9 protein-coding genes are annotated in these 11,598 nt (G+C 50.2%); 5 read left to right on the forward strand and 4 right to left on the reverse strand.

Going from position 1 to position 11,598, the window contains the following annotated elements:
* Positions 1-283: 283 nt before the first annotated feature.
* The gene (locus tag EKM75_RS02795) at positions 284-1,702 is read left to right on the forward strand and encodes a C69 family dipeptidase (RefSeq protein WP_125691938.1); all 1,419 of its coding nucleotides are present in this window, start codon (positions 284-286) and stop codon (positions 1,700-1,702) included.
* A gap of 69 nt (positions 1,703-1,771) precedes the next feature.
* Complete coding sequence (locus tag EKM75_RS02800; protein ID WP_125691917.1) at positions 1,772-2,773, forward strand: GW dipeptide domain-containing protein; 1,002 nt, start codon at positions 1,772-1,774, stop codon at positions 2,771-2,773.
* Between the two features lie 152 nt (positions 2,774-2,925).
* On the opposite strand, the gene EKM75_RS02805 is transcribed toward EKM75_RS02800, so the two are convergent.
* Positions 2,926-3,507, reverse strand: a complete 582-nt coding sequence (locus tag EKM75_RS02805) for a sugar O-acetyltransferase (RefSeq protein ID WP_125691919.1) — start codon at positions 3,505-3,507, stop codon at positions 2,926-2,928.
* 529 nt (positions 3,508-4,036) lie between these two features.
* Here EKM75_RS02805 and EKM75_RS02810 point away from each other — a divergent pair.
* Both EKM75_RS02810 and EKM75_RS02815 read left to right on the forward strand, forming a co-directional pair.
* Entirely contained in the window at positions 4,037-4,684 is a 648-nt protein-coding gene (locus EKM75_RS02810) for a FusB/FusC family EF-G-binding protein (protein WP_125691921.1), read from the forward strand.
* A gap of 811 nt (positions 4,685-5,495) precedes the next feature.
* On the forward strand, positions 5,496-6,428 hold the full coding sequence (locus EKM75_RS02815) for a DMT family transporter (RefSeq protein ID WP_125684715.1): 933 nt from the start codon (positions 5,496-5,498) through the stop codon (positions 6,426-6,428).
* A 169-nt stretch (positions 6,429-6,597) separates the two neighbouring features.
* On the opposite strand, the gene EKM75_RS02820 is transcribed toward EKM75_RS02815, so the two are convergent.
* Together EKM75_RS02820 and EKM75_RS02825 are read right to left on the reverse strand one after the other, a co-directional pair.
* On the reverse strand, positions 6,598-8,634 hold the full coding sequence (locus tag EKM75_RS02820) for a heavy metal translocating P-type ATPase (protein ID WP_164508713.1): 2,037 nt from the start codon (positions 8,632-8,634) through the stop codon (positions 6,598-6,600).
* Positions 8,635-8,714: 80 nt separating this feature from the next.
* A complete protein-coding gene (locus tag EKM75_RS02825) occupies positions 8,715-9,158 on the reverse strand; it encodes a CopY/TcrY family copper transport repressor (protein ID WP_125691923.1) in 444 nt (147 codons plus the stop codon).
* Positions 9,159-9,373: 215 nt separating this feature from the next.
* On the opposite strand from EKM75_RS02825, the gene EKM75_RS02830 reads away from it, so the two are divergent.
* Entirely contained in the window at positions 9,374-10,639 is a 1,266-nt protein-coding gene (locus tag EKM75_RS02830; protein WP_125691925.1) for a D-alanyl-D-alanine carboxypeptidase family protein, read from the forward strand.
* A gap of 690 nt (positions 10,640-11,329) precedes the next feature.
* Here EKM75_RS02830 and EKM75_RS12690 read toward each other — a convergent pair.
* Positions 11,330-11,598 (reverse strand): DUF5776 domain-containing protein (locus tag EKM75_RS12690; protein WP_225426636.1); only part of this gene is annotated, 269 nt, incomplete at its 5' end.

Below are 11,598 nucleotides of genomic sequence, written 5' to 3' on the forward strand. Positions count from 1 at the left end.
CTCGGTGGGCTGACCGAGTCTAGGCCACGGGACGAGCTTGAAGATTCGTGGGCTGTGCGAAGCTTCAAGTCGAGCTGGAGGACCGCTTCTCAGGCCGGAGGCGGTCCCCACAGCAGACGCCCACCCTGACAACTGGAAGCGGCAATTTGAGAATCACATTGTAGCTTGGACAACCAAATGTTCTCATTTGAAATAATTAAAACGTCAAAATGTTAAAAATGGGTGGCCCTTAGCACTTGATAATCTTATACTTAAGAAATAAAGGGGGCGGAACACAATAATGTTGAAGAAGAGTTCCGATTGTACAGAGATTTTAGTGGGAAAGGCCGCCAGTATGGACGGTTCAACGATTGTGGCACGTAACGAAGATGGTTACGGCCCAATCAACCCAATCAAGTTTGTGGTCCACCCAGCAACGGACCAATCACAGGCATCCTTTACGTCGATCGTTACCGGCGTAAACGTACCGCTACCCGACCACGCCTACCGTTATACGGGGACGCCTCAGGCTGACCAAAGTGATGGTCAATACGAAGAAGCTGGTATCAACGAATTGAACGTTGGTATGAGTGCGACCGAAACCACCGCAACGAACGCCCGTGTCTTGGGCTATGATCCATTGGTTAACGATGGTATCAACGAAGAAGCTATGGTTACCTTGGTTTTGCCATACATCAAGACTGCTAAGGAAGGGGCCCAACGTTTGGGTGCCTTGCTAGAAAAGTATGGGACCGGCGAAAGCAATAGTATTGCCTTCAACGATAATGACGAAATTTGGTACCTGGAAACGGCCGGTGGTCACCACTGGGCGGCTATGCGCTTACCAGAAGACACCTACGCCATTGCGCCTAACCAGACGCTGATGCAGGAAGTTGACCTCAATGATTCTGACAACTTTTTAGTTGCCACGGACCTGGTCGACTTTGTTAAAAAGAATCATTTGAACCCAAATCCAGACACGTTTAACTTCCGTGAAATCTTCGGAACTCACGGTGAGGACGACGCTTATTACAACACGCCACGGACTTGGTATGGCCAAAGCCTGTTCAATCCTGAAATTAAGGATCAACAGCCAACTGACCAAGACATGCCATTTACGCGGAAGCCAGCCAAGAAGATTGCCATCGAAGACGTGCAATTCTTCCTGTCTTCCCACTACAACGGGACGAAGTATGATCCATTCGGGACCTTTGCCTCTGGCTCAGCCGATGACCAGAAGAAATTCCGGCCAATCGCTATGGACCGGAACCAATGCTCATCTATTCTGCAAATTAGAAACGATGTGCCAGCGGACCGGGCAGCCATTCAATGGATCGCCATGGGCTTCTTCGCTTACGCACCATACGTACCATTCTTTACGAACATCAACGATACGCCAGAAGATTACAAGAATACAACGACGGCGGTCGATGTCGAGAACGTTTACTGGCTTAACAAGACGCTCTCTGTTATCATTGAACCCCACTTCCATGAATACGTTGAAGCAGTCAACGCCTTCCGCGAAGGGTGCCAATCCTATGGTCGGCAACGGGTTGCGGCGACTGACGAAGCTGTCAGCGGCGATGCAACTGACTTCTTGACCAAGAGCAATTTGGAAACGGCCGGTGAGATTTCTAAGCGGACGCACCAATTGTTTGATGACCTGGTTAAGCACGGCCTCTTATTATCTAAGACGGTTTGGGAAAAAGGTCAAAACCTCTAGTGTAATGTTAAGTTTAGCGTGTTAATCTTGGAGAGTAAGCAAAAGTTGAGTGATGACTAGGAGGTAATCATGACTAAATGGGCTAAATTCATTTTAGCGGGATCTTTGGGACTGGTATTTTGGGGTGGCTTAACGACGGCCAACGCCGCCAAAAAGGTGACATTACCAGCTTACCCGCAACATCGGATTTTTACGTTTAAGTCGACTGGCACGAAGGTGTACAGCTATCCACGCGCTGCGTACAAGCACAGCACCGTTTTGGGGACCGAGCAGAGTCGGACAAAACAGTGGACGGTGGACAAGGTCGTGACGGTCAAGGGTAAGCGCTACGTGCGGTTGGCTAAAGTTACCGCTAAGAAACTGCCTCATGGGACGGTTGTTGGGGCGACGACCACCAAGAAGTCTAAACTGGTGGGCGGCTACGTGGCGTTGAGTAAGCTGAAATTTCACCAACAGATCAGTCAGATGAAGTCGGTCAAGAAGACGGCCTATTGGACGCCAACCACGACACATGATTTCTGGGACATGCCGACCAAGTCACTCGGTACGACGGCGGCCAATCATTACGGCACCACGTACGGTTACCGGACGCTCTACGCCATTCAGTCACTGACCACGACTAGTAAGAAGCAGTACCTGTACTTCGAGACGGCGGCTGGTAAGACAATTGGCTGGTTACCGAAGAGCGCTGTGGTCAAGGGGACGTACCCGAACATCATGACGCGCGAGCTCAACCGCAATGCCACGACGGCAACCACTAAGGTAGCGACGTTGGACAAGGCAGCCCACATCAAGATTGGTATTGCGACGACCAATGGTCAGATTCAGCGAGTAGTTTTGTTGCAACAAAACAGCCAGACGATGATTTACGATTATCAGAATGGTAAGGCAGTTAAGGAAACTACGCGGAGCGCCACTGGCAAGGTGCTTAGCACCAAGTCAATCACGCCGGTAGCTACCTTGGGCTTTAAGCTAGTTGCTGCGTTTGATATCAATGGGACCACCTACAAAGGAACGATTTCACCGAAGGGCGAGATCAACATTCCGGTTTACTTTGGGTGGACCGCTTAAATTCAGATCAATCACGGAGAGCCTAGGGGAGCACCCTGGGCTCTTTTTTAGTTGCCCGCCGACGGTTCCAAAAAGTGTTCCCCAATCCGTAGATAGAGAGCCTACAGGTTGGGGAACCCTTTTTTAGTTTTTTGATTTTAGTGAGGGAGGCTTTAGTTCTCCGCGTGATCTGTGTTTGGTACATTTTTTCGAATGACGCGGGCAGGGCTACCAGCAATCACCACGTTGTCGCCGAAGGACTTGGTGACCGTGGAATTGGCGCCCACGACGACGTTACTGCCCAGGGTGACGCCGGGGAGGATAACGGCCCCACCACCGATCCAGACGTGGTCGCCAATTGTGACGGGTTTGCCTAGGCCAACGAAGGCGTCACGACCAGCCGGATCAAGCGGATGGTAGGCGGCGTAGATCTGGACGTGGGGTGCCATCATGCAGTGATCTCCAATGGTAACTGGTGCGATGTCCAAGATGACGTTGTCATAGTTACACATGAAGTCGTCGCCGACGTGGATGTTATAGCCAAAGTCACAGCGGAAGTTGGGTTGGACCCAAGGACGTTCGCCGACGGAGCCGAAGAGCTGGCGGATGATGTGGTCTTTCTCTTGAGTGGCCGTATCATCTAGTTCATTCAGTTCTTTGCAGAGCCGGCGGGCCTTGGTCTCGTCAGCGGCGAGTTCCGGGTCCATGATGTTGTAGGGTTCACCGGCGAGAAATTTTTCTTTTTCAGTTTTCATTGGGGAGACCTCCTATTGCTCATTAGTATAGCATTCATCCGGATAAATTGTAAACGCGTACATTTATTAGGATAACAAGGTTGGGGGCCTTAATTTTCTGACCGTGCTAACTAGGAGCGGTGACGGGCATTTAACGGGGGATTTTAGGTAGAATAATGTTAAAGGTATCCGGCTAAGTTTGGATGCCTTGGGGTTGTACTCAGCTTTTACAAATGAAATAACGGATAATGTCGGACGACTACCATCAACAGTTACTGACACGGATTCGGGAGCTGGGTCGGTATTAAAGGACTTGGAACGGACGGTTCTAAGTCCTTTTTGCTGGCATCAGAACCACGACAACTATGACTTGCCTTCCAAGAAAATATTTTGTATACTTATTAGCACTTCGGCTACCATAGCCGAGGACAAGGAGATGATCGACGATGATGGCATCGTTATTTGTACGGAAAAGTGCTGCTAGTTAGCGACACTTTTCTGCAAGACCTTTCAGAGAAGTGTCAGGTTTGAATCTGAAAGGAAATAAAAAATGAAATCGACAATTACCACCTATGAATACAGCTATATTACCCAGCAGGTCAATGACCTGGTCAGTGCTTACCTATCAGTTAACGACCGACGGATGCGGGATACCGTTCGGGCGACAACGTTAGAGCGCATTACGCCGCTACTTCCTAGTGAAGACCCAATCAGCCAGGAATTCTTACGACGGTTACAACCAGATCGTTTGTCACGGGACGCGGCGGCCAAGCTACTGCCAACGTTAGAACCCTTAGTCGTGCCTTTTCCGGAGCTATCGATTAAGCAACTGAGTAAGCTGTTTCGTAAGGTGAAGAAGCTTAAGCAGCCAGAGTGGGCGGACTTAAACTTGCACGAACTGACCTATCTAGGGTGGAACGACGGTGGTAGCCAGAAGAAGTATCTGGTGGCACCTTACCAAGATCGCCTAATTGGGATCCAAGGTGACCTCGCCCCCCAAGTGGTGAAGGGTGTTTGCGCCATTTGTCAGACGATAGGGAACGTTTCGTTGTTTGTGTCGACGACCAAGAAGTCGGGACTGGGGACCTACACGCGTAACGGTAACTATATTTGCCGTGACAGTGCGCAGTGTAACCGTCAGTTGACCGACCCACAGGCACTCACCGAGTTTTTAAGCATTGTACGACCAAAACGATAAGTATAGAGCTAAGGGGACCGTCATTTGGGCGGTCCCCTTTTTGACTGGAAAATGATAATCGGCTAAGTTTTCTGGAAACGGGCTGGTTACGGGTCCGACCTTTGTTATAATGGTTTTTGTGGAATTTTTTGGGGTTAGTTATTAAGACGTAGGACTAGGCCGCTTGCGGCCGCCAAGGATGGGGCCCGCTGTGGGGCCGCCTTCAGCCAAAGGGCGGGCTTCCGGCTCGGTTTCAAGCCCCGCTAAAAATCGTGCGGGTCTTGAAACACGTCCCCTGGTGTTGCCCCGAGCAAACCACTCGGCCCAACACCAGCGACACGGCGGGCCCTATCCTTGGCAACCGCCGGCTACGGTAGTGGCGTGTGAGTTATATGGGACCAAAAAAATTACGGGTGTCATTTGCCATTATCATAAAATATGGGTCTTCATGACTGATGGTTAAGTTATTTAGAATAAATCAAACCAAAATATAGATTACCTAAACGTAATGCAGTCACAGGTCGACAGGTACGTAACCATTCATATATCTGAGTGGCTAATCAGTTTGCAATAAGGCATCTCGTGTTAAAAACGTTATAAGGATAGATTTTATACATAGTTGTAGGCAGGTTGGTTCGCCACCCGTGTCGGTGGTCTTAGTTCGGTGGTTTTTACCGAGCTTAGACCACGGGCCGACCTTGATGACTCGGACTTGGAGGCATCAAGGCGCCCTGGAGACCGTACTTTGGCTCCAGGGGAAGCCCCACGGGTGGCGAACCAATCTGCCGGAGACGACATTTAAAGAATATACATAATTCAAGGAGGAACGGTCATGACGGGACAACATCATTTAAGAGGAGTATTGCTAGCCAGTCTAGCCTGCATGATGTGGGGGATTTCTGGGGTGGTCGCGAGCAGTCTGTTCACCCTAAACACACATGTAACCGCACTTTGGCTGTCGGAGGTGCGGATGACAACGGCGGGAATCGTCCTGTTGATCATTGCCCAGTTAATTGGTGCTAAGCCCATGCGGTTGTGGCAGCATAAGAACACGGCCGGTCGAATTGTCAGTTACGGCTTGCTGGGGATGGTTCCCGTTCAGTTGTGTTATTTTGAAGCGGTTAAATTTGGGAACGCACCGATTGCGACCATCATTCAGTTCTTAGGGCCGTTCATCATCAGTATCTACTACTTCTTGTTCAAACACACAAAGCCGACGCGGCCAGAGAGTGTGGGGATGGTCATTGCCTTTGTCGGGACCTTTTTGATTGTGACGCACGGCCACGTCAATGCGTTAGCCATCTCGCCGGTCGTCCTATTCTGGGGCTTCCTGTCAGCAATCGGCGTAGCAACTAACACGTTGCTGCCACGGCCATTGTTCTCAACGTACGGGTCCTTATCCGTCACGGGGTGGGGTTTATTGATTGCGGGATTGTCACTGAACTTTGTTAAGCCCGTTTGGCAGTTCCACACGACCGTCACAGCTACTGAATGGACGTTAGTGGCCATTATCATTGTCTTCGGGACGGTTATTCCCTTCCAAATGTTCGCTCACAGTTTGGCGTACATCTTACCGACAACGGCCACGTTGTTGGACGCCTTTGAACCGCTGGCGGCGACGGTCTTCTCGGTTATTTTCCTGAGTGTTCAGCTAACGGGTTTTGATCTGGTCGGCGGGACGCTGATTATCCTAGCCGTTATGATTTTATCGATGAACAGTCGGAAACTGGTAAACTTTTTTCACCGTCGTCGCAGTACGACCTAAATAGATCTTAAAAGAGCACTGAATTCACCTCCACAATTGGAAGTGAATTCAGTGCTCTTTATTTGAGTTGAGTTATTTGATCGATTAGGAAAGAGAGAGCTGGGCTAAAGATTTGTTGAATCTTCAACTTAGCCGGAGGTTGTCAGGGGGACCACAGGCGGCAAATGCACTATTCAGCAGGAACGTTCTTAATCCGTAACGTCATGGCGTTGATGGCCACGATGATGGTACTGAAGGACATGATGATTGCCCCAACCATTGGGTTCAACATGAAGCCAATGGGAGCTAAGACGCCAGCTGCCAATGGAATGGCAATCAGGTTGTATCCAGCACCCCACCAGAGGTTTTCGGTCATCTTCCGTTGGGTTGCCCGAGCGAGATCCAAGAACTGGATAACGTCGGCCGGGTCACTGGAAACCAGGATAATGTCGGCGGATTCAAGGGCCACGTCGGTCCCAGAACCAATTGCCATCCCAATGTCAGCTCGGGTCAGACTAGGTGCATCATTGACCCCATCCCCGATGAAGAGGACCTTGCCAGTTTCTTGGTACTTCTGAACCAAACGTTCCTTGTCTTCTGGCAACAGGCGGGCCTGGACGTCTTCAATGCCGACGGAAGCAGCGACTTTGTTTGCCGTTTCCTGGTTGTCCCCAGTCAGCATAACGGGCGTAATCCCTTGCTTCTTGAGGGCCGTTACCAGCATCTTAGCGGCGGGCTTGATTTGGTCTCCTTGAGCGACTAAACCTAAGACCTGCTTGTCGGCAACCAAGTAACTGATGGAGTTTCCTTCAGCAGCAAATTGGGTGAACTGGTCACGGTCGTAGTCCAGGTTGTTTTGTTCCAGATAGTTCACGGAAACGACCCCGTAAGTGGTGTCCGCAACCGTTCCAAATTGGCCCAATCCAGTCTCTTGGTGCGTGTCGCTAGCGGCCGTGAAGCTTAAGTCCTTGGTCGTGGCGGCGGTTAAAATCCCGGTGGCCAGGGGGTGGCTGGAGCCCTTTTCTAGACTCGCCATCAAACGCAACACGTCGTCTTCTGAGTGTTGACTGTCGAAGCTGACCAGGTGGTTAACTTTGAATTCACCCATGGTCAACGTCCCAGTTTTGTCCATCAAAGCAAACTTTAAGTGGTTGACCTGTTCCATGGCGTTCCTGTTCCGGATCAACAAGCCGTTTTGGGCGGCAATTGCGGTACTCCGGGACACAACCAGTGGTACAGCTAAGCCCAAAGCGTGAGGGCAGGCAATCACGAAGACGGCGACGGCCACTGGTAAGGCCACGGCCAGGTTGGCCACGGTCAACCAGATGACGAAGGACAGAATCCCAACGAAGAGGGCGGCGTAGAACAACCAGCCCGCGACCCGGTCGGCCAGGTTTTCTGAATCTGATTTGGCGCTCTTGGCGTCGTTGATCAGTTTCATAACTTGGGCCAGGTAGCCGGAGTCTCCGGTTCCCGTGACCTTGGCGGTAAAGGTTCCCGTACCGTTGACGGACCCACCGATAACACTGTCACCAGCAGCCTTTTTAACGGCCTTGGATTCACCAGTTACCAGTGATTCGTTGACGTCAGAGGCCCCGGAAATGATTTCGGCATCGGCTGGGATTTGTTCACCAGCGCGGACGGAGACCGTTTGACCAACTTGTAAGTCACTCAGGTTAACGTCGGTCAGGTTGCCTTGTTCGTCGACCACGTGGGCCTCTTGGGGAAGTAACTTGCCCAGAGCGTCCACGGCAGAACCAGCGTTCATGACCGTGTTCATTTCAATCCAGTGACCCAACAACATGATGACAATCAAGGTTGAGAGTTCCCAGAAGAAATTGTTGACCATTGGTGTCACGTGGAAGACGTTGTTGGCAATCACGGCGTAGATGCTGTAGATGTAGGCTACGCCGACCCCCATACTGATCAGGGTCATCATGGCAGGTCGCTTCATTTGAAGCTCAGCCTTGGCGCCACTGAAGAAGGGACCACCACCGTAGAAGAAGAGGATGGTGCCTAATACGGCAACGACCCAGTCGCTACCAGGGAAAATGAGTTGGAAAGGTAATTTAGCCCCCATCATCGGGGACATCAAAATCACAGGAATCATAAGAATGAGGGAGACCCAGAACTTACGTTTCAGGTTGCCCATGTGCATCATGTGACCGTCACCCATGTCCATATCCATGTCAGTCATATCCATATTGCTCATGTCCATGTGGGCCATCTCATCGTGGTTCATCTGACTGTGATCCATGCCCGCCATGTCGCCGTGCATGTTCATGTTGTGCATCTCAGTTTCTTTCATTATTCACAACTCCTCTCGCAATTTTCAGGTAGACAGTCACAGGCAACTTCAGCCGGTGCCGTGGCTAATTTCTTATTCAGGACGTCCAGCAATTCTTGAACGTCGTTGCGACTCAGTTCGGTCTGTTCTAACACGTGGGCCAGCGCCGTTCCCCGGTGCATGGCACACATCTGGTCGAGTTCGGTCTGCAGTGCCGTGTCCATCGCCGTTTGTTCGTCGATATTCGGGGTATAGATGAACTGGCGCCCGTCCTTGGTCGTGGCCAGGGCGCCCTTCTTAACCAACCGGCCAATCAGGGTCTTAATGGTGGCCGCTTTCCAATCGTGCTGTTGTTCGAGCAAATCAATGATGGTCCGACTATCGGCTTGGCCGAGGGTCCAAACGATCCGCATGACCCGCCATTCTGCGTCGGAAATGGTGACTGCTATTTCTGTGGCTGCCATAGTTAACAACTCCCTTTCGTTTACAACTGTAATCTTAATTTATGAATTCAGTCTACAACTGTAAACACAAGCGGTCAAGGGTTATGGCCAACTTTTTTTACAAATACATTTTTAATAGGTTAAAATTTGGGCAAGATTGCGGTTTGTCGCCCCATGGGCCTAAACTTTCTGTATAATATATACAACTTACTATCTTGAAAGGAGCGTTTACGCTCGTGCAAAAATTTAAACGCTGGTTATGGCAGGTCGCTATCGTTGGCCTGACCGTAATTGGCTTGGGTGGTGGTGTGACCGCAAATGCGGCCACAAAGACCGTTTCTAAGGTCCCAGCCCGGGCTGCGTTCGTCATGGACGCCCAGAGTGGCCAGGTACTCTACCAACAAAATGCGGATAAGAAATACCCAATCGCGTCACTCTCAAAATTACTGACTGTTTATCTGACGGTTAAGGCCATCAATGATGGCAAGATTGGTTGGAACGATGATGTGCCAATGAGCAAGGACCTCTTAAAGCTGAGTCACAGCTATGAATTCTCCTCTCTACGGATGAAGACCGGGGAGAAGTTTACGGTGAAACAGTTGGTGGCTGCGGCCATGATTGCTTCATCGAACAGTGCCGCAACAGCCTTAGGAGAGTACGTGGCCGGTAATAATGCTAAATTTGTCGCCCTGATGAATCAACAGAGCGCGGACTGGGGTATCGAGGCCCATTTCATTAGCTCTTCTGGGTTAGACAACGGGGACTTGAAGGATTACAACTTGGTGCTCCCTAACACTGGCAAGAAGGAAGAAAATTCGGTTTCCGCTAAGGCCATCACGTTGGTCGCCCAGCATTTGTTGGCCGCGGACCCCGAGATTACGCAGATGTCGAATCAGACGGAAGCCAAAATCAATGGCACCACTATTTATAACGAAAATGGTTGTCTGAAGGGTAAGAGTCATTATAAGAAGGAAAGCCAAATCGATGGCTTGAAGACCGGTTTTACGGAGAGTGCCAAGCTGTGTTATACCGCTTCGTACAAGGTCAACGGTCAGCGAATGATTGCGACCATTATCGGTGGCGACACGACCTTTTCCGCGATGAACAAGTTGATCAAGCAGACGAAGGAAATGTACCAGTTAAAGACCACGCCACTGGCGAACCAGTCTGTGTCACTGGCGAATGGCTTAGAAACCAAGGTTACAGCGGCGCCAATCATCAGTCAGGCGGGCGTTTGGTACCAAGAGAAGACTGCTGATCTGAGCACCAAGGTGGAGACAAAGTTGACACCTGCTCAGTTGAGCAGCGGGATGGTCGATGCCGGTGATCCGGTTGCTCAGGCGACCGTCACCGATGCGGCCACTGGGGCCAAGCAACGGATCATGTACAAGGCTCAGCAGACCGCGACGCTGTTTGCGGATCGCGTCGTGTTCCACAGCAAGCAGACCACAGATCAGTTGCTTAAAGCGTTGGTTACGCCGATTACGAGTGCCTTGGCTTAAAGGATTGGCCCATAAATAGCGACGATTAAAATAAACAAGCCGTCAACACTACTTTTTCAAATAGTGTTGACGGCTTGTATTTGTTACTAAAGGTTGAAAGTACTGAAACACCCACTATGCTTGATACAACAAGGATTAGGTGTTGGGGTTTAGTCAGATATAGTGGGAAATTGTCGCCTTACCGTTCGTCAAATTTGGACTGGAACGCGGTGGAAAGGACGGGACAAGTCAAAGGGCGGTCTTACCCCTCGCTTGAAGCTGAAAAACACGTCTTCAAGTCGCCATTTTCAAGAAAATCACTTAAAAATCCCACGGCTGAGTCCAAATTTGACTCACTCTCGGCTATCTAGTGGAGCACTAATATTATGGTGTCAGCACTTTCATTCAAGTATTTGAGCTAGGTTAGTTTCTAAGACCTAGTTTAACCGGAGGTGGTCAGAGGTGGAGCCAGCTGTGTCGACGTTGTAAGCCGATTTTCGGCTTACAGCGTGGGACGTGTTTGGAGACTGGTGGTTTTTCCAGGCTTCAAACCGAGCCGAAGGACCGCTTTTCAGGCCGGAGGCGTTCCCCCCAGCAGGCGGAATCTCTGACCGCCGCAGGTGGCTGGTAAGGCTAATTTTAAGTCGATAACGTTTTACTATTCTTGGTTTGATAACAGTTTTCGAACTTTCAACCTTTAGTTTGTTAGAGCTACTTCACGGACACCCACTGTTTGTTACCAGTCAGGTAGGTGCCATTGGTTAGCTGGTAACGGGTCATGACACCCCGCCGAACCAGCCGCTTAACGTGTACAACGGTGCCTTGCTTTAGGTGCTTAACGCGTTTGGCATGACTAAAGGTGGTCTGTTGATATTCATAAGTTCCTTTGGGATTAAATACGACTACCCGTTGTGCTAGTTGAAATGGGACAATTAAAGTACATAAAAAGCCTGGCAGGCTTACACTTTTAAGTATCCTAA

This window comes from Levilactobacillus tongjiangensis, assembly GCF_003946345.1.
In the GTDB taxonomy this organism is placed as follows: Bacteria; Bacillota; Bacilli; order Lactobacillales; family Lactobacillaceae; genus Levilactobacillus; species Levilactobacillus tongjiangensis.

What these genes read in the sequence shown, in the direction of transcription:
- EKM75_RS02820 (WP_164508713.1), bottom strand. Translation starts at nt 8,634, where the DNA reads ATGGCCCACATGGACATGAGCAATATGGATATGACTGACATGGATATG.
- EKM75_RS02810 (WP_125691921.1), top strand. Translation starts at nt 4,037, where the DNA reads ATGAAATCGACAATTACCACCTATGAATACAGCTATATTACCCAGCAG.
- EKM75_RS02815 (WP_125684715.1), top strand. Translation starts at nt 5,496, where the DNA reads ATGACGGGACAACATCATTTAAGAGGAGTATTGCTAGCCAGTCTAGCC.
- EKM75_RS02800 (WP_125691917.1), top strand. Translation starts at nt 1,772, where the DNA reads ATGACTAAATGGGCTAAATTCATTTTAGCGGGATCTTTGGGACTGGTA.
- EKM75_RS02825 (WP_125691923.1), bottom strand. Translation starts at nt 9,158, where the DNA reads ATGGCAGCCACAGAAATAGCAGTCACCATTTCCGACGCAGAATGGCGG.
- EKM75_RS02805 (WP_125691919.1), bottom strand. Translation starts at nt 3,507, where the DNA reads ATGAAAACTGAAAAAGAAAAATTTCTCGCCGGTGAACCCTACAACATC.